The following is a 26,630-nucleotide window of genomic DNA, read 5'->3' as shown; positions in this document are numbered from 1 at the left end:
TTCAACATCAGAATGTCACGTTAACGGATAGCCAGTAATTCCGCCCCGTGATGACAGATCCGCTCGTTGAACGACTAAATGAATAATAGTCTCCCGTTGTGAAGGCCCCCCTTCCTGTACCATATGTGCGTACACCGCTGGAGAAATCTTTGTCGAATAGGTTATTGATCGCACCATTGACGGTCACATCTTTCGACAACTTATATGATCCCCCCAAGTTGAACACGGTATACGATTTGAAATCAGCGCCTTTATCGTCATACGCCGCCTTTTGCCCATCCGTTAACGACCCATAATTTTGCGTATAACGCGCCGTTTTACCACGATATTCCGCTTTCAACCATGTGGACAATTTCTCGTTAACGTCCCAATTAACCCGAGCATTAGCCATATGCTTTGGTGTATTTGTCAAACGGGCTCCCTTATTCTTACCATCCTTCTGCTCACTATCAGTGAACGTGTAATTCAGGTTCATCGTCCAGCTATCCGACCATAATGGTATCGTCGTCGCCAGTTCCACCCCTTCGGTGCTTGCTTTGCCAACATTGGTATGTGTACTGGAAAAATCATCAACCGTTAACGAGCTGATTTTATTGCGGTAGCGATTCTGGAACACCGTGGCATTAGCACCAAATCCCGAATAGTGCTCATAATACACACCCAGCTCGGTATTGACGCTTTCTTCCGGCTTAAGATCCGGATTACCAATCGTGGTGACCGTTCCCTGGCCACTCACCCCACTAATACCATTGTGTAATTGTGCCAGCGAAGGAGTCTTATAACCGGTGCTGACACCTCCTTTCACCGTCAATTCATCCATGACATTCCAGACCAGATAGGCTCGCGGGCTGACATGACCACCAAACGTATCATTGTATTCGTAACGCGCTCCACCCGTGAATGCCAGTGAATCCAACAGTCGCCATTCATCCTCAGCAAACAGTGACCAGTAATCCTGTTCAAATTTTCCGCCGGAATTTGCCAGAACAATGCCGTCTTTCATTGTGGCATTCCAATATTGACCGCCAACGGTAAACAGATGGCTATCCCCTAATGGGGCAACCAGTTTGGTATCAAGCATAATGTTGGTATTTTTCAGCAAACGCTTATCACCAGCAGCGCTGGAGTTATCGGGCACTGAGTCTGAGGTAATCAAGCGTCCTTTATTTTCCGTCTGATTATAAGAAAGGCTGGAATTCCAGGTACCAAAATCCAACTGATTATCACTGCCCAACGTCACTTTACGACGCTGGTAACGCAGCGTATCTTCATAACCGCCAACCACCCCTATCGTGCCGAGCTGATTCTCTTTATTGTCGTATTTTTGATTAGCGATCTCGCCATCCAACCACAATGTATTCTTGTCATTGACCTGCCAGCTCAGTTTACCGCCAAGCAGATAGTTATCTGATTTGACTGGATTTGCGCCCCGCTGATTTAACAACTCTCCAGATGAGTTTGTCACTTCCGACGCTTCGCGGCGGAAAATACTGCCACGTAAGGCCAATCCCAGTGAATCCTCCACCAGAGCGCCACTGGAATAGAAAGAGAACTTAGAGGCATCACCATAGTCAGTATCTTCCTGGAACGTGTGTTCCAGCGTTGCCGTTCCCGACCATTCTTTTGCGACTTTCTTGGTAATGATATTGACCACGCCGCCCATTGCTTCAGAACCATACAATGTGGACATTGGGCCACGAATCACCTCAATTCGCTCAATCGCTGACAGCGGTGGCATGAAACTGGTGTTCATAGCGCCAAAACCATTAGGCGTGACATCAGCAGTACCGTTCTGACGAATACCATCCACCAGAATTAAGGTGTAATCACTGGACATACCGCGAATACTGATATCCAATCCACCGGTTTTTCCAGTAGTGCTGCGTACATCAACGCCCTCAACATCACTCAATGCTTCAGCCAGATCGTTATACTTACGCTTGCTTAACTCATCCTGACTAACGACAGAAATGCTGGCCGCTGCTTCGGTCAGCTTTTGTTCATAACCACTTGCAGTAACAACAAAAACATCATTGTTATTTTCAGCTGCAATCGTGTTTAACGCGGTTGTCGCTAACGCCAGAGATACTGCATTTCTAATAGAAATCAAAGAGGTATATTTCATCATATGCCCTTTATTGTTGTTGAATATTTTTGCAAGAAATTGTGTAAAAAAACACCCAACAATGTAAATGATAATTATTAGTATTTTCAATCAATAAATGACAAATGTGATCGTTTTGAGTGAACTGTGTTAGTTATGTATCGATGGTTTGTATGATCGATCAAACGAATGACTGAAATAATGTTCAATGTTTGGCGAATGGGAAGGCACAACGGTACAGCTGGAAGTGTTTTTCCTGACGGTTCGTGGCTTGCAACGAGGATGTTGATATCGTGTTCTCATGTAAAAAAAGGGAACATGCCAAAGCATGCTCCCTTTTTTATCGATTGATATCAAACGTTTTAAACTGATCCATTTCTCCCATCGCTGGGAAGAAAGTTACTATATTATCAATCCGTTAATCCTTCCCTATGAAGGAAAGGCGAATGAACGATGTGCGGGAAAATAAATCGGTTTATCAGATAACCCGGCACATTACCGCGTTAACATTCACCGCCAGCATCATCCCTCGTTATGTAACTCCAGATCTTCAACTTCATTTTGGCTACGCAATGCTTTGGCATCATCATTGCGCAACGCTTCCAGATAATCGAGATAACCCTGATCGACATCCTTCGTCACATAGACACCATTAAATACCGAGCACTCGAATTGCACGATATCTGGATTATCTTCACGAGCAGCGGCAATCAAATCCTCCAGATCCTGGAAAATCAGGGCATCCGCGCCGATAATTTGACGAATTTCTTCGACTTCGCGACCATGGGCTATCAGCTCATTGACGCTTGGCATATCGATACCATAAACGTTCGGGAAACGGATCTCCGGAGCAGCAGAAGCCAGATAAACACGCTTCGCCCCCGCCTCGCGAGCCATTTCGACGATCTGCTCTGACGTTGTGCCACGCACAATGGAATCATCCACCAGCAGCACATTCTTGTCACGGAATTCAGCCCGATTCGCATTCAACTTGCGGCGAACGGATTTACGACGCGCCGATTGCCCCGGCATGATAAATGTCCGTCCCACATAGCGGTTTTTCACAAACCCCTGACGGTACGGTTTATTAATAATACGAGCGATTTCTAACGCGATATCACAAGACGTTTCAGGAATCGGAATGACCACGTCGATGTCCAAATCTTCCCACTGCCGCGCGATTTTCTCGCCGAGCTTCTGCCCCATACGCACACGAGCACTGTAGACAGAAATTTTGTCAATGAACGAGTCAGGGCGAGCAAAATACACATACTCAAACAGGCAAGGGTTACTTTTCGGGTTCTCAGCACACTGGCGGGTAAATAACTGCCCTTTCTCAGTGATATAAATCGCTTCACCCGGTGCAACATCACGCAGGAACTCAAAGCCCAGCGTATCTAACGCCACACTTTCCGACGCCACCATATATTCGCTGCGTCCATCTTCCAAATCGCGTTTGCCAATCACCAGAGGACGGATCCCATTAGGATCGCGGAATGCCACCATCCCGTGCCCAATAATCATGCTGACGCAGGCATAAGCGCCACGAATTTGCTGATGTGTGGCGGCAACGGCGGCAAAAATATTATCGGCTTCCAGCGGGTAATGTTGGAAACGATCCAGTTCTCTGGCAAAAATATTTAACAGAATTTCCGAATCTGACGTGGTGTTAACATGACGACGCTCTTGTGCAAACAACTTCTTACGCAGTTCGTGCGCATTCGTCAGATTACCGTTATGTGCCAGTGTGATCCCGAAGGGAGAATTGACATAAAAAGGCTGCGCTTCTGAAGCACTGGAGCTGCCCGCTGTCGGATAACGCACATGACCAAGCCCCATATTTCCTTGTAAACGCTGCATATGCCGAGCTTCGAATACGTCCTTTACCAGGCCATTGGCCTTGCGCAGGCGAAAACAATTTAAGGCATCGATGGTTACAATACCCGCTGCATCCTGCCCACGGTGTTGCAACACCGTTAACGCGTCATAAATCGACTGGTTGACCGGTGTAAAACCGGCGATACCGACAATACCGCACATGGTGTCTTTTCCTCATCAGCGCTACCGCAGCGTGACGTGCTGCGGCAAGAAACTTGACGTGCTTTGCAGGTAGTCAAAAAACCACCTGATAATATAGCTAAACTGCGGGATTAACTGGGACTGCTTCCAGTCGGCACTCTGTGAAAAACCAGTAAAGGTATCCAAAAAGAATAGCAGCGCAGAGACAATCAGCACGCCGCGCAACGCACCAAAACAAATGCCTAATACGCGGTCAGTACCGGATAACCCAGTGCGTTCGACCAGTGAACTAATCACATAGTTGACAATAGCACCCACAATCAACGTCGCAATGAACAGGATGGCAATAGCGATACCGTTACGTACCAGTTCGTCATCAAAACGAGTGAAATAGATCGCAAGGTAGGCGTAATAATGGCTGGCGATAAAAAATGCACATCCCCAAGTGACCAATGACAACGCTTCACGAACAAACCCTCGAATCAAGCTGACCAGAGCCGAAAATCCGATGATGCCAATAATGACGTAATCAACCCAAACCATGAACGATCCTAATAATGAACGAGGCTATCAGTAGCCGCGACGTCATCCTGTTCGCGGCGAATTCTAACAGAAAAAGAAAACGTTTGCGTAGCGTATTTCTGCCGATTTTATCAATCGATAATAAAGGCAGATTTCCGCTTACCGAACGCTATGTGACCGTACTTGCCCACTGAGTCCGCTCAACTGTTGTAGCTCGCCCAACGATGCCTGAAGCTTTTGTTTTGAGGCATCCGGACCAACATAGATACGTGTAATCTGTCCTGCGATGGGTGTTGTCGGTACGGTATAAGCCCTATAGCCAGAGAGGCGAAGCTTAGCGACAATTTCATTCACTTTATCCGCATTCTTCAGCGCCCCCAGTTGAACGATATAAGCCTGCCCAGTTGGCGCCTGTTCAACTGGCGGGGTTTCCGTTCGAGGCTCGGGTTTAATCTCTGGCTTCGGTTCGGGTTTCGGTTCAGGCCGAGGCTCCGCTTTAGGTTTCACCTCCGGTTTCGGCTGCACTTTTGGCACAACCGGCGTTTGGACCGGTGCCTGCACTGGCGGCCGCTCTACCACAATCGGTGGCGCGGTGACCACCGGCGTATTTGTCGCTGGCGCAACGTTCTCGGTAGGAGTAGCCGTATCGACGGCTGGCGCAGAACCTCGCATCGCCTCTTCCGCTCCTTCCGGCGGTTGAGTGATCAAAGACTGGTTCAACGGCGGCAGCGAGTCCATTTCATTGCTATCCCCCGGCTTCGGGATTAACGGGATCGCCGCAAACTCATCCTCATAGTGCTTTTTGTTACCATCCAACAGGCCGGGTAACACGATCACCCCCAAGGCAACCAAAATAACGGTTCCAACCAGGCGATTCTGAAATTTACTCGCCATTTCCGTTCTCCTCATCCAGCGCTTCCATCACATGCGCTACCGTATGAAAAGATCCGCACACTACAACAATATCCTGCTCAGTTGATTCCACCAACGCCTGACGCCACGCGCTAGCAACATCGGCGAACGATTGACTGCGCGCCAGATGCGTTGTTAGTTGTTCAACGGACGCACCGCGTGGCCCTTCCAGCGGTGCGCAATACCATTCATCCACCAGCGGCTGCAAATAAGCCAGCGTACCGGGGATATCCTTATCCGCCAGCATACCAATGACTGCACGAGTTTTTCCCGTTTTAGGCAAAGCTGTCAGTCTGCTAGCCAGGTATGCCGCAGCGTGAGGGTTATGTGCCACATCCAGAATTAACATGGGTTTTTCACGAACAATCTGGAAACGTCCGGGTAATGCGGCCTGCCGCAGCCCCTGACGGATAGCCTCTTCGCTGATATTCAACGGCGAATCGTTCAACGCAGCGAGTGCAGTAGCTGCGTTAGCCAAAGGCACGTTCGGCATTGGCAAACCGGACAGCTCACGCTGTTTATTCTGCCAACTCCAGCCATCACGTTGAACAGAAAAATCCCAATCGCGTCCACGACGCGATAATATCGCGCCTTTCTCTTGCGCCACCTCAGCTATCGAGATTGGCATATCCGGCTCACCGACAACGGCCGGATGACCATGGCGAAAGATGCCCGCTTTTTCTCTGCCGATACTATTGCGATCCTTGCCTAACCAATCAGTATGATCGATTGCAATGCTCGTCACGACAGAGACGTCCGCGTCAACAATGTTGGTCGCATCAAGCCGACCACCTAAGCCAACCTCCAGAATCACGACGTCCAGATTTTCCTGCTTAAACAACTGTAACGCGGCAAGCGTCCCAAACTCAAAATAGGTAAGAGAAATATCCCCTCTTCCCATTTCAATATCAGAAAATGCCTGACAATGGCGTGACTCCGGCAGCTCCGCGCCCTGAATACGCACTCTTTCGGTATAACGCAATAAATGCGGGGAACTATAGACACCAACGCGCAAACCGGCAGCCATCAATATGGACTCCAGAGTACAACACGTTGTTCCCTTACCATTGGTGCCTGCGACGGTAAAGACAGTGCTGGCAGGCTGGAGTAATTGAAGACGTTCGGCTACCTGCTTAACGCGCTCCAATCCCAAATCAATGGCCTGAGCGTGCAGATGTTCCAGATAATGAAGCCACGTGACCATAGGCGACGTGGCTTGGGGTATTTGAAGATTATTCATGAGTCCCGTTCACTGGCTTACGGTTCATTTTATACAGGAAGCATGAGCATTGTGGCTCACGCTTCCTGTTCATTGGTTCGGCTACACTTCATCCTGTGGTTCGGACGCAGTATCACCGTGGTGTTCGACCACATCGTTACCCGGTTCTGGTTGATTGGTCAACTTGGCAAGGATTGTCGCCAGTTTATAACGCATATCCGGGCGGCGAACGATCATGTCGATAGCGCCTTTTTCAATCAGAAACTCACTACGCTGGAAACCCGGCGGCAGCTTTTCACGCACGGTTTGTTCGATAACGCGTGGTCCGGCAAAACCCACCAACGCTTTGGGTTCCGCGATATTTAGATCGCCTAGCATCGCCAGACTCGCCGAAACACCGCCCATCGTTGGGTCTGTCAGCACGGAGATATACGGCAAACCCCGTTCGCGCATTTTGGCCAGAGCGGCACTGGTTTTAGCCATCTGCATCAGCGACATCAACGCCTCTTGCATACGAGCGCCCCCGCTGGCTGAAAAGCAGACCAACGGACATCCATCTTCCAACGCCTGTTCAACGGCACGGACAAAACGTGCGCCGACCACTGAAGCCATCGATCCGCCCATAAAGGCAAATTCAAAGGACGCAGCGACTACCGGCATACCGTACAACGTCCCTTTCATGACGATAAGGGCGTCTTTTTCATCAGACTGCTTTTGCGCCGCAGCCAGACGATCTTTATATTTTTTCGAATCCCGAAATTTCAGGACATCTTTCGGTTCCAGCTCACTACCCAGTTCCACCGTTCCTTCTTTATCCAGGAACGCTTGCAGACGAGCACGCGCAGAAAGACGCATATGGTGGTCACACTTCGGACAAACCTCCAGATTACGCTCCAACTCTGCACGATACAGAACCTGACCGCAGCTATCACATTTCGTCCAGACACCCTCAGGAATGTTCGCTTTGCGGGTCGGTGTGATATTGCTTTTATTAAGAATTCGTTCAATCCAGCTCATTGATAACCTTTCTGTTTGAACCTGGCACATGCCAGTCCGCTGTTCTCATCTATTTCCTGGCAACATAACCCACTAAAAAATGCTTAAAACCCGTGCTCATCGCGGGATTTAAGGCATTGGCATCAAGGATTATTCCGAGAACAGACCATAAATGCTGCCCATTAAACCATAACGATCCAGTACTGTGGATAAAAAACTGGTCGAATAAGATGTTAAAATACTTTTCACTTATTTTACATTGCTGCGTACTGCCGCTCTACGGTGCCGAACGATCTCAATCACGCCGGGTAGAATAGAGACAACAATAATACCAACAATTAGAAGCTTAAGGTTTTCCTGCACGATCGGCAAATCACCGAACAGGTACCCTGCGTAGGTGAATAGCAACACCCATAACAGCGCCCCAATAACGTTATAAGCGGCAAAATGGCGGTAACTCATATGCCCCATGCCAGCAACAAACGGCGCGAATGTTCTCACAATTGGGACAAACCGCGCCAGAATTATTGTTTTGCCTCCGTGGCGTTCATAAAACTGATGTGTTTTGTCCAGATAACTGCGCCGGAAGATTTTTGAATGGGGGTTACTGAACAACTTTTCGCCAAACAAGCGTCCAATGGTGTAATTCACCGCATCCCCAATAATCGCCGCGCTAATCATCAGTAAAACCATGGTGTGCACATTCAGGTCATTCGTTGGCAATGCTGCCAATGCGCCCGCCACAAACAACAAAGAATCACCCGGCAGAAATGGCGTGACGACCAGCCCGGTTTCACAAAACAGAATCAAAAACAAAATGGCATAAATCCAGACACCGTATTCCGCGACCAGTTCCGCCAAATGCACGTCAATATGCAGAATAAAATCAATAATAAACTGTATAAATTCCATAAGAAAATCTCTTTCGATAAGCCGTATCAATACGCACTACGTTCGATACACATTACTTTCGATTGTCATTTCCCCTCCCTGGCACCCGCATTATCACTCGCCGCTGGCAACGTCACCCTCGGTTACCCCAGCATGCTCAACACAAAACCATTACTCAACATTCATCGCTCAAAAACAGTGGTCCTATCGGGGGCCTTGGCAACGCGAAACGTTCAGGGTAATCCACCTCAACTAGATACAACCCTTCAGCTTTAGCCGTCGCCGCCGCCAACGAGCGATTTTTTGCCGCCAGCAGATCCGAGATCCACGTTTCCGGCTGATTGCCACCGCCGACTTCCATCAGACTTCCGACAATGTTACGAACCATATGATGAACAAAGGCATTCGCCTTAATATCTACCACGATATAGGCACCGTAACGCGTAACCTTTAAATGTTTTACATTTCTCCAGGGGGTGCGCGACTGACATTGCGCGGCACGAAAAGACGTAAAATCATTCTCGCCCAACAGACACTGCCCTGCCCGCGCCATTCGCTCGGCATCAAGGGGTAAATAACAATGCGTGACCCCGTGAGCCAACACGGCGGGACGATAGCGATGATTATAGATGACATAACGATAACGACGGGCAGTGGCGCTAAAACGCGCATGAAAATCGTCATCCACGGTTTTCACCCAGCGCACGGCAATATCGGGAGGTAAATGGGCATTAACGCCCATTGTCCACGCCGCATCTTTACGTCTCGCCTGTGTAGCAAAATGCACAACTTGCCCGGTAGCATGTACGCCAGCATCCGTGCGTCCCGCACAGAACACCGTAATAGGCTCATCAGCCACCTTGCTCAACGCCTGTTCCAGGCAGCCCTGAACGCTAGCAACTTCGGCCTGACGCTGCCAACCATAGTAGCGACTGCCGTCATATTCAATGCCTAATGCAACGTTAAGCAACGCCATTTCATGACTATTCTGTCCGGTGCGCTCATCCTCTGGCATCGCACCCACCGACATCGACTCCGACATTACCCCAGATACTCCTGTACCAGACATTCCGCCGTTTCCACAGCCATTAATGCCCCGCCGAAACGCACATTATCTGCCACTGACCAAAATTGCAGCAGTTCAGGAATACCGTAATCATTGCGTAAACAGCCAATACTTAGCTGTACATTGCCAGAGGCGTCCTCCACCTGAGTCGGATAATCCTGCTCATCGCTAACCTGCACCGCTTCGACTTGCAGCAGTTCACTGCGCGCTTCTTCCGCTGAAAGCGGACGTAATGCCTCCAGATGAACCACTTGTGCATGACCGTAAAACACCGGCGACTGAACGCAGGTCACCGACAGTGGCAATCCATCATCCTGTAATACCTTACGGACTTCATCCACCAGACGACGTTCTTCACGAACGCTACCTTCAGTATCAGGCAACAGCGGCAATACATTGAAGGCCAACTGTTTTGGGAAAATCCCAGGCTCGGGTGGAATACCATTCAGCAAGCGCGCGCTTTGCCCAGCCAAATCGTCCACGGCGGCTTTACCGCGAGCAGAAACGGACAACAAGGTAGTAATGTGCAAACGGGATAAACCGGCGACATCGGTTAATGGTTTAATTGCAACCAGCAATTGGCTGGTCAAACTATCGGCCACCGCGACAAGGTTACGATTGCGGTAATCCGCCAGCACGTGAGAATTGACACCCGGTACAACCAGCGGCACATCGGGCTCCAACGCAAACAATCCACTGCTGTCGATCACCAGACAACCCGCATTACCGGCTTCTTCAGCATAACGCTCACTAGCCTCTTGCCCTGCAACAAAAAACGCCAGTTGCGCCTGCGACCAGTCAAAATCCACTGCATCTTCAACAGGACAAGATTTTCCATTAAAACGAATGATTTCACCCACGCTCCGCTCGCTGGCCAGTGGATAGAGTTCGCCCACAGGGAATTCACGCTCCTGCAACAACTCTAGTAGCGCCGTTCCCACAGCGCCCGTCGCCCCCAGCAAGGCAATATTCCAGCCGTCAGACATGCGGTTTTCTCCCAATATTGATGAATAAAAACGCCTGCGACGATAAGACTCCCCGCAGACTCATTCTGTTATTACCATGAAAATACGTCAAAGATCGGTCGCGACAACGGCGTTGAAGCCCAGTTGACTCAGACACGCGGCACTGGCGCTATCGTTACAGATGACTTGAAGTGACGACCATTCGCGTCGTTCCTGATAATGCTTACGCAGACGATCAAAACCACCACTTAAATGTGCAGCCTGACGTAATAACGCATCATCGCGGCGCACATCATACACCAGATGCACCAAACGCTTTAATAACGCCTGATTCAGCGGCGATGTCAGCACCACTCGGGCAAATTCTGGCTCAGGCAATAAGGACGATAAAACGACCTGCTCAGGATGGCCGATAAACGCACTCCATGCCTCAAACACCTGAGTCGTTCCTCGCGCCTTACCCTCCAGCGTATAGCCAGCGATATGCGCCGTCCCAATATCAACGAGCGCCAGCAGTTCAGTCGATAACGCGGGTTCAGGTTCCCAGACATCAAGGATCACGCTGAGCTGTTTTCCCTTTTTCAATGCGGCGAGCAATGCGGTGTTATCCACCACCGGGCCGCGACAGGCATTGATCAGAATGCGCCCATCGGCGAAATCATTCAGAACGGCTGCATTGACCAGATGCTTTGTTCGGTAAGGGCCATCGGTATACAGCGGCGTGTGTAAGGTTAAAATATCAGCATCTCGAACCAATGCATCCAGCGGCAAGAAATGTTCAACATCACCACGATCGGCTCTGAGTGGATCGCACAATAGCGTCTTTACCCCCCATGCCCGCAGCCTGTCATTTAGCCGACGTCCAACATTTCCCACGCCGACGATCCCGACAGTTTTATCTCGTAGCTCAAAACCATCGCGTTCGGCAAGCATCAACATGGAGGAAAAGACATATTCGACCACCGCGATGGCATTACACCCCGGCGCAGCGGAAAAATGAATGCCGTTCGCGTCAAGCCAGCGCTGATCGACATGATCAGTGCCTGCGGTCGCACTGCCGACAAACTTTATCGTCGTTCCAGTCAATAATTCGGCATTCACTTTCGTAACCGAACGCACCATCAGGGCGTCCGCGTCTTGCAGACATTCCGGAGGGAGCGGACGACCCGGTACGACCTTCACCTCGCCCAAGCGACGAAATAACTCGCGGGCATACGGCATATTTTCATCAACCAGAATTTTCATTTTCGTCCCCGATAACCGGTCAGCCTGCCAAAATAGGGTCGTTATTCTGCCACTGAATGAAGGATAAGCCCAAATGCTTATTCTCCGTTCAGCACAGTGTTAAACTCAACGTTTTACCGCATTATGAGAAGCATCAATTTGAATACGCTGTTCCCCATCATCGCCGTTCTGATTTGGTCCGCCAATGTGATCGTTAACAAACTTTCCGCCACCGCCATCGATCCGGCCGCGATCTCGTTTTATCGTTGGCTGCTCGCCTTTATGGTTATGACGCCGTTTATGCTACCGGGCGTACGCAAACACTGGCGGACCATTCGTCAATATGGCTGGAAACTAATGTTTCTTGGATTTTTGGGGATGGCGCTATACCAAAGTTTGGCCTATTACGCCGCACATACCATTAGCGCGCTGATGATGGGTATTTTGGGATCGTTAGTGCCTTTATTAACCGTGATCGTCAGTATCCCTTTACTTCGCGTCGCGCCGACACAAGGCATCATCATAGGGAGCCTGCTGTCGTTCGGCGGTATCGTCTGGCTCGTCAGCGCTGGTCATCCAGAAATGATTCTTTCTCAGGGTATTGGTATCGGTGAAATTCTCATGTTCTGTGCCGCAGGAGCCTATGCACTCTATGGTGTGCTAACCAAACGCTGGGATATTCCCCTGCCTAACTGGCTGTCGTTATATACACAAATCACGTTTGGCGTATTACTTCTGCTCCCCAATTTTCTGTTCGCTGACAGCATAGAACTCAACCACCAGAATATTCCGTTGGTTGTTTTCGCCGGAATTATGGCTTCCATCATCGCACCATTCATGTGGATTCAGGGCGTCATGCGTCTGGGGGCAAACACGGCCTCTATCTTCATGAACCTGACGCCGCTATTTACCGCGATTATTGCCATTATCTTTCTGCGTGAGTCACTACATGACTACCATTTGGTTGGTGGTGGCATCACATTACTGGGCGTCATTCTTGCACAACGACTGAGACGTCCGATTACTCACCGAAAATCATCGTAATTAGTACCCGATTTTACCGTGTATTATGCTATCGAAGGTGCAGAGAGCTTGCTATGATTCCTCCCATTAACGGCCAGCGGCGAGGATAGCCAGTATGCAACCTGTAAGCGGACCTGGTGCGCCATTGCCGGGTGAACGTTCGGTCACATCATCAACATCGTCATCCGTTGCGGGTACAGCCAGCAGCGATCATGGCGATCAGCCACTCACCCCGGCACAACGTACGACGCTGGAAAATCTGGTGCTTAAAGTGGCGGCGTTAACCACCTCAAAAGCGACAGAAATATGGAATAACGTGAAGCAAGGGCTTGGATTGACGGAAAATGCAGAGCTGCAATCACGTCATTACCAACCTGCGGAACAACTGTTGCAAAATCGGTTAACGCAGGCACAGGATAGCGGTGGGCGTCAGCAGTTATTGCAACAACTGACCGATATGCTATCTCAGGGGAACAACCGACAGACCGTCAGCGATTTCATTCGCCAGCAATTCGGTCATACTGTCCTGGGTTCGCTCAGTAAGGCGCAACTGCAACAAGTGGTCACGCTATTGCAAAATGGACGACTGACGCAATCCTCCACCACGGCGTCACCCTCATCACAGACTATCGTTAACACCATTGAGCGACCGCTAAACCCTGCCGAACAGAACAGCCTGAACCAATTAGTCAATCGGGTAGCCTCTCAGATGCAAGAGCAGCCAGCCAAAATCTGGTCGACGCTGATGTCCATGCAAAACTTAAAAGCGGGTGAGGCCATCCCGCTAAAAAACCTGCCATTCTTGACTCAATTTATTCAGGCACAGTCAACGCTGCAACTGGTGCATCATACCCAGCAAATGGCTTCACCGTTACCTGCAGCACCGCAACCACAGCCGGGTCAGGCCGGTATTGCCGATTCCAGCCAACCGGGACAACCAGCCACCGCCAATAGCAATGCCGCAACGCAGGCCAACGCATCTCTTTTAACATCGCAGCCCAATCCACAAACGGCGGCAACGTTCGCCGCATCGAGTCTCTCCGTGCTGCAAAATGCCTTGCAACAGCCCCTAACGGCACAAGAACAGCAAATGCTGCTGGATTACACTCAGAACCGTTTTCATCTCGGGTTACAAACGCCGCTCACGCCAATGCAAATGAATGACATCCTGACGCTTCTGTTTGCGCAGCGTATTCAACGAGCACAGGAAAATGGATGGGCAACATTCGCCTCCCATCCACAACCGTTGCTTAACCCTTTAATTGCGTCACTACCGCTGAATTGGCAATCTTTATTCCAGAAACCATTGTTTCTGGTGATTGTCAGCGTTTGCGTCGTCACGTTTCTGTTATGGGTTCTACTCTGACAATAGATAGGTCGGCAAAGGATAGGCAGTGCGGGCGTAAGCATAGCTGTGTTTAAACAGCTATACCCGTCATACTTCAAGTTGCTTGTGCGTTGGCTACCCTTACTCACCCCAGTCACTTACCTGAGTAAGCTCCTGGGGATTCATGCGGTTGCCGCCTTCATGCAACTCGAATTATTTTGGGTATACGTTTAACGTTAACTGAAGGGAATTACTTTTCGAATTTGCTCATGACCAACGCGGCATTCGTTCCACCAAAGCCAAAGCCGTTGGACATCACCGTCGTCAGTTTTCTCTCGGTAGGTTCCGTGATGATATTCATCCCTACGGCGTGTTCATCCAGAGTATCGACGTTAATGCTTGGTGCAATAAAGCCGTGTTCCAGCATCAGCAGGGTATAGATAGCTTCCTGTACGCCAGCCGCCCCCAGTGAATGACCGGTCATGGCTTTCGTCGCAGAAATTGCCGGAATGTTATCGCCGAAAACTTCACGGATCGCCCCCAACTCTTTCACATCGCCCACTGGCGTAGACGTCCCATGCGTATTGATGTAATCAATTGGGGCGTTAACATCCTGCAACGCCATCTTCATGCACCGCACCGCACCTTCACCAGAAGGCGCAACCATGTCGGCACCATCAGATGTCGCACCGTAACCAATCACTTCGGCATAGATATGGGCACCACGCGCTAACGCATGTTCAAGCTCTTCGACCACCACCATGCCACCGCCACCCGCGATAACAAAACCATCACGATCCGCATCGTAGGTACGAGAGGCTTTTTCTGGTGTGTCGTTATATTTGGTCGACAACGCGCCCATAGCATCGAATTCACACGCCAGTTCCCAGCACAGTTCCTCACCGCCGCCAGCGAATACAATATCTTGTTTGCCCATCTGAATTTGCTCAACCGCATTACCGATACAGTGTGCTGATGTGGCACAGGCAGAACTAATCGAATAGTTAACACCGTAGATTTTAAACGGCGTCGCCAGACAGGCTGAAACGCCCGACCCCATTGCTTTGGTCACCACATAGGGACCAACCGCTTTCAATCCACGCGGGCTACGCATTGCGTCAGCGCCCAGAACCTGATTACGGGCAGATCCGCCGGAACCGGCGATCAATCCCACGCGAGGGTTACATTGATAGACTTCTGGAGCCAGCCCCGCATCTTCAACGGCCTGCTCCATTGACAGGAAAGCATAGATAGAGGCATCACTCATGAAACGTACAACTTTGCGCTCAATCAGTCCGGCAGTATCCAGTTTAACATTGCCCCAGACGTGACTACGCATGCCGGAATCTTTCAGCTCTTGAGAAAAAGTAATACCTGAACGTCCTTCACGCAAAGAAGCCAACACTTCCTGCTGGTTATTACCTATGCTTGATACGATCCCCAGACCAGTAATCACTGCACGTTTCATTCAATACCTCTTCCACTTATAAAATTGGGATTTCGCCACGCACTTTAGCGTACAGTTGTAAGCTGAACAAGTCCGATCAGCCGAACTTTTGCTAAATTTGCCCCCAGACATTCCGCTCGTTAAAATCATTGCATCGCTTGAATAATGAGTCAGTTGCCGTGAATAGCCTTCCCCTCCAGCACGCCTCCCTGAGCTGGAATGAACAGGGTACACCTGTATCGCAACAGTTTGATGACGTCTATTTTTCTAATCAGGATGGACTGGCAGAGACACGCTATGTCTTTTTACAGGGCAATCAGTTCCCTGAACGATTCCTGACACACCCTCGCGCCAACTGCATCATTGCAGAAACAGGTTTCGGCACAGGATTGAATTTTCTCACGCTGTGGCAAGCCTTCGATCAATTCAAAAAACAATCGCCAGATGCCACGTTACAGCGATTACATTTCATTAGTTTTGAAAAATTTCCGCTTCGTCAGCACGATCTTGAGGCCGCACATGCTCAGTGGCCTGAGCTATCACCGTTTGCTGACGAGCTACGTCAGCAATGGCCAATACCGCTAACAGGCTGTCACCGACTCATTCTGGCCGAAGGAACCATTATTCTCGATCTCTGGCTTGGCGATGTGAATGCGCTATTGCCGGAGTTGGATGACTCACTGACCCATCAGGTCGATGCCTGGTTTTTAGATGGTTTTGCCCCTGCTAAAAACCCGGACATGTGGACAAATAACTTATTTCAGTCCATGGCACGGCTATGCCGTGAACACGGGACATTCGCCACGTTTACCGCGGCAGGGTTTGTTCGCCGCGGATTACAACAGGCCGGATTCAACGTCAGCAAAATCAAAGGGTTTGGTCAGAAACGCGAAATGCTGAATGGCATGTTGCCTTTCGCACCGCCCCCCTCGTTGTCTGCACCGTGGTATCACCGTTCAGCCGGGGAACGCCCCCATGACACAGCAATCATTGGCGGCGGTATTGCGAGTGTCTTAACGGCACTCGCCCTACAAAGGCGCGGAGCCCGTGTCACACTCTACTGCGCAGAGGCACAACCCGCCGCCGGCGCATCAGGCAACCGACAAGGTGCGCTCTATCCGCTACTGAATGACAAACACGATGCCCTTTCTCGCTTCTTCTCAATTGCTTTTACCTTTGCCCGGCGTCAATACGCTGCGCTCGCCGCGCAAGGTGTGGACTTTGAGCACCAGTGGTGTGGCGTCAGTCAACTCGCTTATGATGATAAAAGCGCCCGCAAGATTGATCATATCCTGCAAGGTGCATGGCCAACTGAACTGGTGTTTAGCGCAACCGCACAACAACTCGAAACAGAGAGTGGGTTAACGCTGGGGGTTGGGGGCATCACCTACCCTGATGCAGGATGGCTATGCCCAGCAGAACTGACCGCCTCAGCAATGGCGTTGGCTCAGACACAAGGGCTAACGGTTAGCATGAATACGCGGGTTTCCTCGTTCGAACAAACGGTTGATGGCTGGACATTAACACTTGGCGATGGGCAGCAGGTCACCCATGCAACGCTGGTACTGGCGAATGGCGATCAGATATCCGACTGGGCACAAACTCAGCAATTACCAAGCTATCCGGTTCGCGGACAAGTCAGTCATATCCCGACGACACCCGAACTACAGCAGTTGAAACAGGTATTGTGTTATGACGGCTATCTCACGCCAGTCAGCCCACAACATCAGGAACATTGTATAGGCGCCAGTTATCAACGAGGCGATACCCGTTGCGATTATCGCGAAGCAGAACAAATTGAGAATCGCCAGCGGCTATGGCATTGCCTGCCTGAAGCCGACTGGGCAAGACAAATCGACATTAGTGGGAATAAAGCCCGTCAGGGAATACGTTGTGCGTTACGCGATCATCTTCCGTTACTGGGTGCCGTTCCACACTATCAACAAACATTGACCGCTTATCAGGATTTGCACCAACAACAGCATCCGGCGGCAAACATCCCTACCGCACCTGTTTATCAAAATCTCTTTATTATCGGTGCATTAGGATCGCGAGGACTCTGCTCTGCACCGCTCTCAGCAGAAATATTGGCCGCGCAAATTTATGGCGAACCGCTGCCGTTAGACAGGGAAACATTAGCGGCGCTAAGTCCAAATCGATTTTGGATCAGAAAGTTATTAAAAGGCAGACCTGTCTGACTGAACATCTGATGCCCCTCGATGATATCGACAGCAATTTTGTTCTATACCCAAGGAGGCTCAATGTGTAGGAATAAACCGCTACGTAAAACAATAAAGAGTTAACCCCATCGCAGCATGAGAGAGATTAAATGAACGAAAAGGAAAAAAGCCAGGAGCTAACCCAATTCAGCCATCTGAAGGAATTTGGCGGTCTTGAAATGCTTCAGGCCCACTATAAAAAGCAACGATTCTCCCGACATGCCCATGAAAACTTTTGCATCGGCGTCATTGAGGAAGGTGCGCAGCGGTTTTATCGCACGGGTGGTGAGCATGTCGCCCCCAAAGGCGATATTATTTTGGTGAATGCCGATGAGATTCATACGGGATATTCCGCGATGGCCGATGGATGGGCATATCGAGCGATTTACCCCAATCCTGATTTACTCTGTTCTCTTTCCCGTGATATGCAACAGCCACAAGGGTCGGTGCCTTGGTTTCCCGATGCCGTCGTTCACGATCCTGGCCTGTCGCAACAATTGCGTATGACGTTTACTCTGCTCACGCAGGAGGGAAATACGCTACTGAAGGAGAGTCTGCTTTTCTCTTCTCTCGCCTGGTTGATCATGCGCTACGGTAAAAGCAGGATCCACGAACGGCATTTACCTGATGCAGATCATCATATTACCAACGTCAAAGCGTTAATGGATGCCTGCCCTGAACGTGACCTTTCTTTGATCGAATTGGCCGATTTCGCCATGCTCAGTCCATGGCATTTCTTACGACAATTTAAAAAATCCGTCGGTATGCCTCCCCATGCTTATTTGATTCAGGCTCGCCTGAGAAAAGCAAAATCATTACTCTTAACAGGACACAGCATATTATCCGCCGCTTCCCGATGTGGTTTTTCCGATCAAAGCCATTTCAATTGACATTTTAAAAAAGCACAGGGCGTCACACCCGGCGAATTTATCCGTTCGCTGCATGTCCCTGCCGCTGATTATCAGCTGTTACCTTAAAAAACCCACGCTAGTCCGCGCAATTTCGTCCAATACATCCGTTTTTTATCATCGTAGGCTACATCCATAAATATGATTTTAGGATGTCGTCATCAATGAAAACTGACGTTTCTGACACACATTTGTCTGAAAAAAATAAGGGAAATAAAACGCTATCTCCCTGGCGTGGTTTTATTTCTGGTTCGATAGAAATGCTACCGCTATGCCTCTCGGTCATTCCCTGGGGATTATTAGCAGGGTCAATGGCCATTCAGTCCGGCCTGACACTATGGCAATCTATTGGTATGTCAGCCATTATCTTTGCCGGTGCCGCACAGTTGGTAACGTTAGGGCTATTGCTATCTGGAGCCAGCGTATTCACTCTGCTGGTTTCCGTATTTTTTATCACTGCCCAACATTTTATTTACGGATTAACGCTCAGGTCTTTTATTGCCCATTTAAATATTCGTTTTCGTATTCCTATCGGTTTTCTCCTTACCGATGAATTATTTGCATTGAGCATTGCCAAAAAAAATAAAAAAACGCTGACGCCCGGCTATCTCATCGGAGCTGGTCTGGTTTTTTATCTCACTTGGAATATCGCTAGCCTGCTGGGCATTTTTATGGCGACGGCTATTCCCGATCTGGATAAGTACCATCTGGATTTTTCAATCATCGCCACGTTTATTACGCTAATCGTCCCAATGATTAATCGGCTCAGCGTCGTGGCCGGAGTGGCATTATCACTCCTGCTTTCCATACTGCTGTCTTATTACCATGTTGAAGGCGCCGTGATAATCGCTGGCCTCTGCGGCATGCTTTTCTCCGTCATTATTTCTCGTTTACTCAAGGAACATGCATGAGCTGGTTATTACTTTGTTCACTTGCCGCTATTGTTTTTTTTAATCGGTATGTTTTCCTTGAACCACGAACACCGGTTAAATTACCCGGGATCATTAAAGATATGCTGAACTATTCTGCACCTTGCCTACTCACCGCACTGTGTGGACCGATCATCGTATTCGCACAAGGAGAACTGCGTCCTTTTCCCGATAATCCTTATTTTTGGGGCGCGATCCTCTGCGTCATTATTGCGTTTTTTATTCGAAATATGGTGGTCTGCGTGCTAGTCAGCCTGACTCTCTTTTATTTGCTGAGCTCACTCATGTAGACAGAAAGCTTACTGATGAACCCATAAAATGGGTTCATCATCGCCAGCGGCGTTAGTGCGTTTGCGAATGCTGCGCCTGTTGGAACAACGTATCCCACATACGGTTAACCAGAATCTGATCCGGTGGGGACAACTCACCGTTTTTAATCGCCTTGTCGATACTTTCACTCACACGACGGTGCAACGCCTCTAATGTCTGCTCACCCTGTTCTTCGGCTTCCGCCACCGACACCGTTAAATGACCACGCAAGTAGCCACCGGCAAAAAGCTCATCGTCGCTGGCATGCTCTACCATGTCATCAATCAGCGCCAGAATACGCACTTCAAATTCTGCGATCATTTATTACCCTCGGTTAATCTCTTCTTCACGCATTCAGCAAAGATCGGCTGGATACGGGAAATGTTCTGCCGTCAGCGACGGTGTATGGTAAAACGCTTGTAATGCACGAATAAAGCGTGCTGGACGTGGGGGAATGCCCTTCTCCAGATATGTCATCACCTGCGCATGTACGCGTCGCTGGAATGCGATCCGATCCGGCTCGCTGCTGCCATTCAGATTGTCACAACTGACATTAAACGGAAAATCCGCCGCAACACAAAATAGCCAGTCAAAAGCCTGTGGTTTAATTTCAACCGATTCAAACTGCTTTTGCGTATCGTCATCTCTGCCATCAGGACAATACCAGTAGCCAAAATCAACCAGCAAACGACGCTGAGCCCCCGCGATACACCAGTGAGAAATCTCATGCAACGCACTGGCATAAAAACCATGGGCGAAAACAATCCGATGGTAGGGAACATGCTCATCAGCGGGCAGATAAATGGGTTCATCATCGCCTTTAATCAGACGGGTATTGTATTCACTGCTAAAACACTCGCCAAAGATATCAATCAGTTGCTGGTAGTGATGTTTATCCATTTTCTTATTCGTCGTCATCAGAAAAACTGCCCCAACCAGGCACCGATCTCCGTTCCATGGCTATCGTAAATGAGCTTACAACTCATCACGGCAGAGACTATCACCAACATTGGGCGAATCAGTTTTTGCCCTTTGTTTAGCACCATTTTTGCGCCAAGCCGCGCCCCGAGAAACTGTCCGACCAACATCACGGCCCCTAGCCCCCACATCACCTTTCCACCCAAGATAAAGAACAACAGGCCGCCGAAATTCGACGTGAAGTTAAGTATCTTGGCATGCGCCGTCGCTTTTGCCAGATTAAAACCGCTCAGCATAACGAACGATAACGCATAAAATGACCCGGCTCCTGGACCAAAAAAACCATCGTAGAAGCCCACACAGCCGCCTGCAACCATTGCAAACGGCAGCCCGGAAAGACGGCGCTGACGATCCTCATCTCCGACTTTGGGTGACAACAAAAAATAGAGGCCAATACCGATGATCAATACCGGTAGTAGCTGCCGCAAAAAGTCAGCATGGATCTGTTGAATCAGCCAGGCACCAAACGTCGATCCGGCAAAAGTGAGCGCAATAGCCAACTTCTGCTCACCGAGATTGACTGCACGTCGACGGATAAAATACAGACTGGCCGAAAAAGAACCGCCAACAGCCTGAAGTTTATTGGTTGCCAATGCCTGAGCAGGAGAAAGCCCAACCGCCATCAATGCAGGGAGACACAATAGACCACCGCCTCCGGCAATCGAATCAATAAATCCCGCCAAGACAGCAACAAAAAACAAAATGCCCAACATTTCGGGCCCTACAACAAACCAGTCCATGAATTATTCCGCTGCAAAATGTCTGTCGACCAAAGCCTGGCAAGACGGAGGTAAAGGAGGTGGAGATGTTTTGACCGGTGATTCGCCGCCCGGTTGTTTAGGCTGGAACCAACTGGTTAACTCAGCACCGCACCCATCTCCTGCCGGGGGCGGATCTTGATCCTGACATTCCAGACTATCGGCTGGACAACGCAGGCGAACATGCATATGTGCCCGATGAGCAAACCAGGGACGAACCTTGTTCAACCAATCCCTATCGTGCCCTGCTTCGGTACACAACTGCTTTTTAATCGCCGGATTCACAAAAATTCGGGTAACGTCATTATCCTGCGCCGCCAATTTAATCAGCGTGGTGATTTCACTCTGCCAGTGACGCGGATTAACCTGGCGGCCATTTGCCGTCACCAGATCAATCGGTTGAGGGTTCAGCAATTGCTGCTGACTCCAACGCTGCTTCGGCAATTGCAGCCAGATATCCACATCCAGACCGGATTGATGGCTGGCGTGCCCACTGCTGAATCGACCACCCGCTGGCATCCCCATATCACCTACCAGCAGGTTACCCGTTGTACGACGTTTTACATTAACGCTCAGACGATGAATAAACGCCAAGAGATCGGGATGACCAAAATAACGTCGCTGATCGACTCGCATCACCTGATAGTCAGATGCCTGCAATGGTAAAGGCTGCGCGCCAATGATACACCCATTGGAAAAGCTACCGATGGACTGCGACGTGCCGCCCACCGGATGGGTTATTTCCTGCCAGGGGGTTTTCGCCCACGCCATTTTCATTAACAATGGCGCACTCAGCACCAGTGCCATCACCCCAACAAACCCTTTTTTCATGATTTTCTACCAGCGGGGAACCTGACTCGCCACATCACCACACTGCGCACGCTGACGCAGCAGGTGATCCATAAGCACAATCGCCATCATTGCTTCGGCAATCGGCACCGCACGGATCCCGACACACGGGTCGTGACGTCCGCGCGTCACCATTTCCGTGGCTTCGCCCTGACGATTAATCGTCCTGCCGGGCACCATAATACTGGATGTCGGCTTCAGCGCCAGATGCGCGACAATCTGCTGTCCACTGCTAATCCCACCCAAAATGCCGCCAGCATGGTTACTCTGGAAACCATCGGGAGTAATCTCATCACGGTTTTCACTGCCGCGTTTGGTCACCACAGCAAAACCGTCGCCAATTTCAACGCCTTTTACCGCATTAATGCTCATCAACGCATGCGCTAAATCCGCATCCAGACGATCAAATACCGGTTCGCCAAGCCCGGCCGGGACAGATTCCGCCACCACGCTGACTTTTGCGCCGATAGAATCGCCTTCCTTTTTCAGTCCGCGCATTAATTCATCCAGCGCATCCAGCTTATCCGGATCCGGACAGAAAAAAGGATTCTGCTCAACCTGTTCCCAATCCTTAAGCTCACAGGCTATGTCGCCAATCTGCGATAAATAGCCACGGATCTTCACACCATATTTCTGTTGCAGATACTTTTTGGCGATAGCACCCGCTGCCACACGCATCGCGGTTTCACGAGCAGACGAGCGGCCACCCCCGCGATAATCACGCAGGCCGTATTTTTGTTCATAGGTGTAATCTGCGTGGCCTGGACGGAAAACATCTTTAATTGCGCTGTAATCCTGAGAGCGCTGATCGGTGTTCTCAATCAGCAGGCCAATACTGGTGCCCGTGGTCACGCCTTCAAACACGCCAGACAAAATGCGAACCTGATCGGGTTCACGACGCTGGGTGGTATAACGCGATGTGCCAGGGCGACGGCGGTCCAGATCGTGTTGCAGATCGGCCTCCGTTAAAGGAATACCTGGCGGCACACCATCAACAATACATCCCAGAGCAATACCGTGGGATTCACCAAATGTGGTGACACGGAAAAACTGCCCGATACTGTTTCCTGCCATCACAACTCCTTAGCGTATAGGTATGTAATAGGTATATATAGGTATAAGGTTTCGCGTGAACCATGCGCCCATTCGGCGCACTGCCGCGCGGCTTAATCACGATAAATGCTGAAATGCGCTTGGCTGTCGAGCAGTTGCGCTTTGGTCAGCATAAATACCCCGTCACCACCATGTTCAAATTCCAGCCAGGTGAACGGGATGTCTGGGTATTGATCAATCAGGTGCACCATGCTGTTGCCCACTTCACAGATCAATACCCCATCATGACTGAGATAATCCGGCGCACAGGCCAAAATACGTCTGACCAGCGCCAGACCATCGTTGCCAGCAGCCAGTCCCAATTCAGGTTCGAAACGGAATTCCTGTGGCAAATCCGACATGTCCTCTTCGTCAACATAAGGCGGATTCGTCACAATCAGGTCATATTGAATCGCAGGTAATTCACGGAACAAATCGGAGCGAATAGGGATAACCCGGTCTTCCACACCATGCTGCTGGATATTCTGCTCGGTGACCGCCAATGCATCCTGAGAAATATCGACGGCATCGACTTCCGCTTCTGGAAACGCCTGCGCGCAGGCGATCGCGATACAGCCACTGCCCGTACACATATCCAGGATATGATTGGGTGCTTTGGGCAACTGATCGCCGAAATAATTGCCGATGAGTTCGCCAATGGGCGAACGCGGTACCAGAACGCGTTCATCGACATAGAACTCCAGACCACAGAACCACGCTTTATTCGTCAAATACGCGACGGGAATACGTTCATTAACACGGCGAATCACCCGTTCAACGATCCGGTGACGTTCACTGTTCGTGAGCCGGGACGTATACATATCCTCAGGAAGATCGAGCGGCAGAAATAGGCTAGGCAAGACGAGTTGAACGGCTTCATCCCAGGGATTATCCGTACCATGACCGTAATAGATGTTGGCTGCGTTGAATCGACTGACAGTCCAGCGCAACATATCCTGAATGGTATGAAGATCGCTGACGGCTTCATCGACGAAAATTTTGTCCAAAGTTGCCTCCGCAGACACATCGGAATAAGAAATTGGCGCTTAGTTTGCCATGAAGCCCACGACAAATCAGCAGATATCACGGCGCAAACACACGGTTATCCAGACTTTTATTTAGCGACAGGACAGAGACAGGGTAAACTGAGCGAATGTTGACGCACGAAGAACGAGCGATGAGTAATAAATATTCACTGAATGACGACGAGTTACAGCTTTTTCGCTCGTCGATTTCTGGTACGAAAAAGCTACATCAGGATACCTATACCCACAAACCACGACGCAGGAAGCTCGGTGAACTTCCCGCCAAACGGGTTTTGCAGGAACAGGTCGATGCCAGCTTTTACTTTTCAGACGAGTTTCAGCCGCAGTTGGAAACCGAAGGACCAACACGTTATGTCCGTCCCGGTGCCAGCCATTATGAGTTAAAAAAACTGCGCCGGGGGGATTATTCTCCCGACCTGTTTCTGGATTTGCATGGGCTGACGCAACAACAGGCCAAGCAGGAACTGGGCGCACTGCTGGCAGCCTGCCGCCGGGAACATGTTTATTGTGCCTGTGTGATGCACGGTCATGGCAAACATATTCTGAAACAGCAAACCCCCTTATGGCTCGCTCAACATCCTGATGTACAGGCTTTCCATCAGGCTCCCAAAGAGTTTGGTGGCGATGCCGCATTGCTGGTGCTGGTTGCATTGGAAGCACCCAGTCTTGATTAGACTGGGGGAACACAAGTGCAAACCTTATGGCTTTGGTGTTAATTGTGTCGGACCGATCTTCCAATCCAAAACGCCATGGCCTGTTTGCGCATCCACAGTAACCTTAGCGATAGCTGATGTGGCAAACATTGGCGCGGTTTCCTCTGGGCATAGTGCCGCGACCAGATAGCCAACCATCGGAAGGTGAGACACCACCAGCACCGCGTTGGTCCCCTCGTTGGCCAGCGTTTGCAAATAATAGCTGACCAGTTGCGCATCTCCGCCTGGCGTCAGTTCGGTCAGACAATCATTTTCTTCAGGCAAAGACAGGATGGACTGCACCACACTCAGCGTTTGCTGAGCACGTAAATAAGGGCTGACCAAGACACGATCAATGTCTATTTGTTGGTCACTTAACCAAAACGCCATTTGGCGCGATTCATCACGACCCCGCTCGCTGAGTGGTCGTAACGCATCGCTGACTGCGTCAGGAACAGCATCACCATGACGCATGATTAAAACTTGCATATCACACCGCTACATTGATAAGACATAGTCATTAAATGCTTTACAAAACAGTGAACTGAATTGTAAAAGCGATTTAACTCAAGACGACATCCAACTACGAAGGCGGTTATTATCGCAGATTCCGATCGTAAATTTAATCACTAAGTAAAATCCCCTTTTCTTCCTCGGTCTGCGCCGATATCAATGCCCTCACCCCAATGGGTGACCTTATACAAGCGACAATACTCCAGTCGATGTTCGCTACTCGCCCTAGCAAACCCAACGCGGCATGTTGTTCAACACGATGAGGCTCTGCCCGATGGCTCAAATCATTTTGGGTATAGACATCAAACTCGAACATGTTAATAATTTGTTTTTATTAATTAATACAACATAAAAAACCACAAACAAACAATAAAAAGAACGAAAAAACCACATTAATATGATTTATAGGCTTTTTATCATATATCAATTTTATCGCGTTGTTAAATTTCACCAGAGCCTCTATCTTTAAAATCATCTCATTAATCTATTTTAATAATTAAAAATGAGAATAAATAAACCAGTATTGTATTGATAATGACCGTCACTTAATTTTTATATTGTTCGGCGTCATCGTTTATTTATCCAAAGCCACTGATTTATCGTCAAAAACATACTAATTATT

The 26,630-nt window shown here is 49.6% G+C and carries 27 protein-coding genes; 8 read left to right on the top strand and 19 right to left on the bottom strand.

Annotation, left to right across the window (positions count from 1 at the left end; translation table 11 throughout):
- Positions 1-7: 7 nt before the first annotated feature.
- Positions 8-2,125: a TonB-dependent receptor gene (locus ACKPVM_RS03480; protein ID WP_409306966.1), complete on the bottom strand. Its 2,118-nt coding sequence runs from the start codon at positions 2,123-2,125 to the stop codon at positions 8-10.
- Between the two features lie 307 nt (positions 2,126-2,432).
- Here ACKPVM_RS03480 and ACKPVM_RS03475 point away from each other — a divergent pair, with 307 nt between their 5' ends.
- The gene (locus ACKPVM_RS03475; RefSeq protein WP_409306919.1) at positions 2,433-2,573 is read left to right on the top strand and encodes a hypothetical protein; all 141 of its coding nucleotides are present in this window, start codon (positions 2,433-2,435) and stop codon (positions 2,571-2,573) included.
- Positions 2,574-2,626: 53 nt separating this feature from the next.
- On the opposite strand, the gene purF is transcribed toward ACKPVM_RS03475, so the two are convergent.
- The 9 genes from purF to ACKPVM_RS03430 all read right to left on the bottom strand — a co-directional run bounded on the left by purF (position 2,627) and on the right by ACKPVM_RS03430 (position 11,939).
- On the bottom strand, positions 2,627-4,144 hold the full coding sequence (purF, locus tag ACKPVM_RS03470) for an amidophosphoribosyltransferase (RefSeq protein WP_409306918.1): 1,518 nt from the start codon (positions 4,142-4,144) through the stop codon (positions 2,627-2,629).
- A 21-nt stretch (positions 4,145-4,165) separates the two neighbouring features.
- Positions 4,166-4,666 (bottom strand): colicin V production protein, encoded by a 501-nt coding sequence (cvpA, locus tag ACKPVM_RS03465; protein WP_409306917.1) that lies wholly within the window; start codon positions 4,664-4,666, stop codon positions 4,166-4,168.
- Positions 4,667-4,804: 138 nt separating this feature from the next.
- Positions 4,805-5,539 carry a cell division protein DedD gene (dedD, locus tag ACKPVM_RS03460; RefSeq protein WP_409306915.1) on the bottom strand — a complete coding sequence of 245 codons (735 nt, stop codon included), beginning with the start codon at positions 5,537-5,539 and terminating at the stop codon, positions 4,805-4,807.
- Entirely contained in the window at positions 5,529-6,797 is a 1,269-nt protein-coding gene (folC, locus tag ACKPVM_RS03455; protein ID WP_409306913.1) for a bifunctional tetrahydrofolate synthase/dihydrofolate synthase, read from the bottom strand. Before folC ends, dedD begins: the two co-directional genes overlap by 11 nt.
- An 81-nt stretch (positions 6,798-6,878) precedes the next feature.
- Positions 6,879-7,793: an acetyl-CoA carboxylase, carboxyltransferase subunit beta gene (gene accD / locus ACKPVM_RS03450; RefSeq protein WP_409306912.1), complete on the bottom strand. Its 915-nt coding sequence runs from the start codon at positions 7,791-7,793 to the stop codon at positions 6,879-6,881.
- 228 nt (positions 7,794-8,021) lie between these two features.
- Complete coding sequence (locus ACKPVM_RS03445) at positions 8,022-8,684, bottom strand: DedA family protein (protein ID WP_409306910.1); 663 nt, start codon at positions 8,682-8,684, stop codon at positions 8,022-8,024.
- Between the two features lie 154 nt (positions 8,685-8,838).
- Entirely contained in the window at positions 8,839-9,678 is an 840-nt protein-coding gene (gene truA / locus ACKPVM_RS03440) for a tRNA pseudouridine(38-40) synthase TruA (RefSeq protein WP_409306964.1), read from the bottom strand.
- A 26-nt stretch (positions 9,679-9,704) separates the two neighbouring features.
- Entirely contained in the window at positions 9,705-10,715 is a 1,011-nt protein-coding gene (locus ACKPVM_RS03435) for an aspartate-semialdehyde dehydrogenase (protein ID WP_409306908.1), read from the bottom strand.
- A gap of 87 nt (positions 10,716-10,802) precedes the next feature.
- Positions 10,803-11,939: a DUF3410 domain-containing protein gene (locus ACKPVM_RS03430; RefSeq protein WP_409306906.1), complete on the bottom strand. Its 1,137-nt coding sequence runs from the start codon at positions 11,937-11,939 to the stop codon at positions 10,803-10,805.
- Positions 11,940-12,062: 123 nt separating this feature from the next.
- On the opposite strand from ACKPVM_RS03430, the gene ACKPVM_RS03425 reads away from it, so the two are divergent.
- Positions 12,063-12,962, top strand: a complete 900-nt coding sequence (locus ACKPVM_RS03425) for a DMT family transporter (RefSeq protein WP_409306904.1) — start codon at positions 12,063-12,065, stop codon at positions 12,960-12,962.
- A gap of 94 nt (positions 12,963-13,056) precedes the next feature.
- Complete coding sequence (flk, locus tag ACKPVM_RS03420; protein ID WP_409306902.1) at positions 13,057-14,307, top strand: flagella biosynthesis regulator Flk; 1,251 nt, start codon at positions 13,057-13,059, stop codon at positions 14,305-14,307.
- Positions 14,308-14,518: 211 nt separating this feature from the next.
- Here flk and fabB read toward each other — a convergent pair whose 3' ends face one another.
- Positions 14,519-15,736, bottom strand: a complete 1,218-nt coding sequence (gene fabB, locus ACKPVM_RS03415; RefSeq protein ID WP_409306900.1) for a beta-ketoacyl-ACP synthase I — start codon at positions 15,734-15,736, stop codon at positions 14,519-14,521.
- Between the two features lie 158 nt (positions 15,737-15,894).
- On the opposite strand from fabB, the gene mnmC reads away from it, so the two are divergent.
- The 4 genes from mnmC (at position 15,895) to ACKPVM_RS03395 (ending at position 20,061) form a co-directional block, all read left to right on the top strand.
- A complete protein-coding gene (mnmC, locus tag ACKPVM_RS03410) occupies positions 15,895-17,913 on the top strand; it encodes a bifunctional tRNA (5-methylaminomethyl-2-thiouridine)(34)-methyltransferase MnmC2/FAD-dependent 5-carboxymethylaminomethyl-2-thiouridine(34) oxidoreductase MnmC1 (protein WP_409306898.1) in 2,019 nt (672 codons plus the stop codon).
- Between the two features lie 131 nt (positions 17,914-18,044).
- Complete coding sequence (locus ACKPVM_RS03405; protein ID WP_409306896.1) at positions 18,045-18,824, top strand: AraC family transcriptional regulator; 780 nt, start codon at positions 18,045-18,047, stop codon at positions 18,822-18,824.
- A gap of 278 nt (positions 18,825-19,102) precedes the next feature.
- Positions 19,103-19,753, top strand: coding sequence for an AzlC family ABC transporter permease (locus ACKPVM_RS03400; RefSeq protein WP_409306963.1), 651 nt, complete (start codon positions 19,103-19,105; stop codon positions 19,751-19,753).
- Positions 19,750-20,061 carry an AzlD domain-containing protein gene (locus ACKPVM_RS03395; protein WP_409306895.1) on the top strand — a complete coding sequence of 104 codons (312 nt, stop codon included), beginning with the start codon at positions 19,750-19,752 and terminating at the stop codon, positions 20,059-20,061. Before ACKPVM_RS03400 ends, ACKPVM_RS03395 begins: the two co-directional genes overlap by 4 nt.
- Positions 20,062-20,113: 52 nt before the next feature.
- Here ACKPVM_RS03395 and ACKPVM_RS03390 read toward each other — a convergent pair whose 3' ends face one another.
- The 6 genes from ACKPVM_RS03390 to prmB form a co-directional block, all read right to left on the bottom strand.
- Complete coding sequence (locus ACKPVM_RS03390) at positions 20,114-20,401, bottom strand: YfcL family protein (RefSeq protein ID WP_409306893.1); 288 nt, start codon at positions 20,399-20,401, stop codon at positions 20,114-20,116.
- 33 nt (positions 20,402-20,434) lie between these two features.
- A complete protein-coding gene (locus ACKPVM_RS03385; RefSeq protein ID WP_409306962.1) occupies positions 20,435-20,980 on the bottom strand; it encodes an elongation factor P hydroxylase in 546 nt (181 codons plus the stop codon).
- A gap of 17 nt (positions 20,981-20,997) precedes the next feature.
- Positions 20,998-21,798 carry a sulfite exporter TauE/SafE family protein gene (locus ACKPVM_RS03380; protein ID WP_409306891.1) on the bottom strand — a complete coding sequence of 267 codons (801 nt, stop codon included), beginning with the start codon at positions 21,796-21,798 and terminating at the stop codon, positions 20,998-21,000.
- 3 nt (positions 21,799-21,801) lie between these two features.
- Positions 21,802-22,647 carry a penicillin-insensitive murein endopeptidase gene (mepA, locus tag ACKPVM_RS03375; RefSeq protein WP_409306889.1) on the bottom strand — a complete coding sequence of 282 codons (846 nt, stop codon included), beginning with the start codon at positions 22,645-22,647 and terminating at the stop codon, positions 21,802-21,804.
- 6 nt (positions 22,648-22,653) lie between these two features.
- On the bottom strand, positions 22,654-23,739 hold the full coding sequence (gene aroC / locus ACKPVM_RS03370) for a chorismate synthase (RefSeq protein ID WP_409306888.1): 1,086 nt from the start codon (positions 23,737-23,739) through the stop codon (positions 22,654-22,656).
- 92 nt (positions 23,740-23,831) lie between these two features.
- Entirely contained in the window at positions 23,832-24,764 is a 933-nt protein-coding gene (gene prmB, locus ACKPVM_RS03365) for a 50S ribosomal protein L3 N(5)-glutamine methyltransferase (RefSeq protein WP_409306887.1), read from the bottom strand.
- Positions 24,765-24,934: 170 nt separating this feature from the next.
- Here prmB and smrB point away from each other — a divergent pair, with 170 nt between their 5' ends.
- Positions 24,935-25,477 carry an endonuclease SmrB gene (gene smrB, locus ACKPVM_RS03360; RefSeq protein ID WP_409306886.1) on the top strand — a complete coding sequence of 181 codons (543 nt, stop codon included), beginning with the start codon at positions 24,935-24,937 and terminating at the stop codon, positions 25,475-25,477.
- A 24-nt stretch (positions 25,478-25,501) separates the two neighbouring features.
- On the opposite strand, the gene sixA is transcribed toward smrB, so the two are convergent.
- Both sixA and ACKPVM_RS03350 read right to left on the bottom strand, forming a co-directional pair.
- Positions 25,502-25,984 (bottom strand): phosphohistidine phosphatase SixA, encoded by a 483-nt coding sequence (gene sixA, locus ACKPVM_RS03355; RefSeq protein ID WP_409306884.1) that lies wholly within the window; start codon positions 25,982-25,984, stop codon positions 25,502-25,504.
- A 133-nt stretch (positions 25,985-26,117) separates the two neighbouring features.
- Positions 26,118-26,324 (bottom strand): hypothetical protein, encoded by a 207-nt coding sequence (locus ACKPVM_RS03350; RefSeq protein ID WP_409306883.1) that lies wholly within the window; start codon positions 26,322-26,324, stop codon positions 26,118-26,120.
- Positions 26,325-26,630: the final 306 nt, after the last annotated feature.

The organism is Pectobacterium hainanensis, assembly GCF_046237015.1.
Classification (GTDB): Bacteria; Pseudomonadota; Gammaproteobacteria; order Enterobacterales; family Enterobacteriaceae; genus JBJYIN01.
The sequence above is the reverse complement of the archived record's forward strand: the minus strand, read 5'-3'. Positions and strand labels throughout refer to the sequence as shown.

What these genes read in the sequence shown, in the direction of transcription:
- ACKPVM_RS03480 (WP_409306966.1), bottom strand. Translation starts at nt 2,125, where the DNA reads ATGAAATATACCTCTTTGATTTCTATTAGAAATGCAGTATCTCTGGCG.
- ACKPVM_RS03475 (WP_409306919.1), top strand. Translation starts at nt 2,433, where the DNA reads ATGCTCCCTTTTTTATCGATTGATATCAAACGTTTTAAACTGATCCAT.
- purF (WP_409306918.1), bottom strand. Translation starts at nt 4,144, where the DNA reads ATGTGCGGTATTGTCGGTATCGCCGGTTTTACACCGGTCAACCAGTCG.
- cvpA (WP_409306917.1), bottom strand. Translation starts at nt 4,666, where the DNA reads ATGGTTTGGGTTGATTACGTCATTATTGGCATCATCGGATTTTCGGCT.
- dedD (WP_409306915.1), bottom strand. Translation starts at nt 5,539, where the DNA reads ATGGCGAGTAAATTTCAGAATCGCCTGGTTGGAACCGTTATTTTGGTT.
- folC (WP_409306913.1), bottom strand. Translation starts at nt 6,797, where the DNA reads ATGAATAATCTTCAAATACCCCAAGCCACGTCGCCTATGGTCACGTGG.
- accD (WP_409306912.1), bottom strand. Translation starts at nt 7,793, where the DNA reads ATGAGCTGGATTGAACGAATTCTTAATAAAAGCAATATCACACCGACC.
- ACKPVM_RS03445 (WP_409306910.1), bottom strand. Translation starts at nt 8,684, where the DNA reads ATGGAATTTATACAGTTTATTATTGATTTTATTCTGCATATTGACGTG.
- truA (WP_409306964.1), bottom strand. Translation starts at nt 9,678, where the DNA reads ATGCCAGAGGATGAGCGCACCGGACAGAATAGTCATGAAATGGCGTTG.
- ACKPVM_RS03435 (WP_409306908.1), bottom strand. Translation starts at nt 10,715, where the DNA reads ATGTCTGACGGCTGGAATATTGCCTTGCTGGGGGCGACGGGCGCTGTG.
- ACKPVM_RS03430 (WP_409306906.1), bottom strand. Translation starts at nt 11,939, where the DNA reads ATGAAAATTCTGGTTGATGAAAATATGCCGTATGCCCGCGAGTTATTT.
- ACKPVM_RS03425 (WP_409306904.1), top strand. Translation starts at nt 12,063, where the DNA reads ATGAGAAGCATCAATTTGAATACGCTGTTCCCCATCATCGCCGTTCTG.
- flk (WP_409306902.1), top strand. Translation starts at nt 13,057, where the DNA reads ATGCAACCTGTAAGCGGACCTGGTGCGCCATTGCCGGGTGAACGTTCG.
- fabB (WP_409306900.1), bottom strand. Translation starts at nt 15,736, where the DNA reads ATGAAACGTGCAGTGATTACTGGTCTGGGGATCGTATCAAGCATAGGT.
- ACKPVM_RS03405 (WP_409306896.1), top strand. Translation starts at nt 18,045, where the DNA reads ATGAACGAAAAGGAAAAAAGCCAGGAGCTAACCCAATTCAGCCATCTG.
- ACKPVM_RS03400 (WP_409306963.1), top strand. Translation starts at nt 19,103, where the DNA reads ATGCTACCGCTATGCCTCTCGGTCATTCCCTGGGGATTATTAGCAGGG.
- ACKPVM_RS03395 (WP_409306895.1), top strand. Translation starts at nt 19,750, where the DNA reads ATGAGCTGGTTATTACTTTGTTCACTTGCCGCTATTGTTTTTTTTAAT.
- ACKPVM_RS03390 (WP_409306893.1), bottom strand. Translation starts at nt 20,401, where the DNA reads ATGATCGCAGAATTTGAAGTGCGTATTCTGGCGCTGATTGATGACATG.
- ACKPVM_RS03385 (WP_409306962.1), bottom strand. Translation starts at nt 20,980, where the DNA reads ATGGATAAACATCACTACCAGCAACTGATTGATATCTTTGGCGAGTGT.
- ACKPVM_RS03380 (WP_409306891.1), bottom strand. Translation starts at nt 21,798, where the DNA reads ATGGACTGGTTTGTTGTAGGGCCCGAAATGTTGGGCATTTTGTTTTTT.
- mepA (WP_409306889.1), bottom strand. Translation starts at nt 22,647, where the DNA reads ATGAAAAAAGGGTTTGTTGGGGTGATGGCACTGGTGCTGAGTGCGCCA.
- aroC (WP_409306888.1), bottom strand. Translation starts at nt 23,739, where the DNA reads ATGGCAGGAAACAGTATCGGGCAGTTTTTCCGTGTCACCACATTTGGT.
- smrB (WP_409306886.1), top strand. Translation starts at nt 24,935, where the DNA reads ATGAGTAATAAATATTCACTGAATGACGACGAGTTACAGCTTTTTCGC.
- sixA (WP_409306884.1), bottom strand. Translation starts at nt 25,984, where the DNA reads ATGCAAGTTTTAATCATGCGTCATGGTGATGCTGTTCCTGACGCAGTC.
- ACKPVM_RS03350 (WP_409306883.1), bottom strand. Translation starts at nt 26,324, where the DNA reads ATGTTCGAGTTTGATGTCTATACCCAAAATGATTTGAGCCATCGGGCA.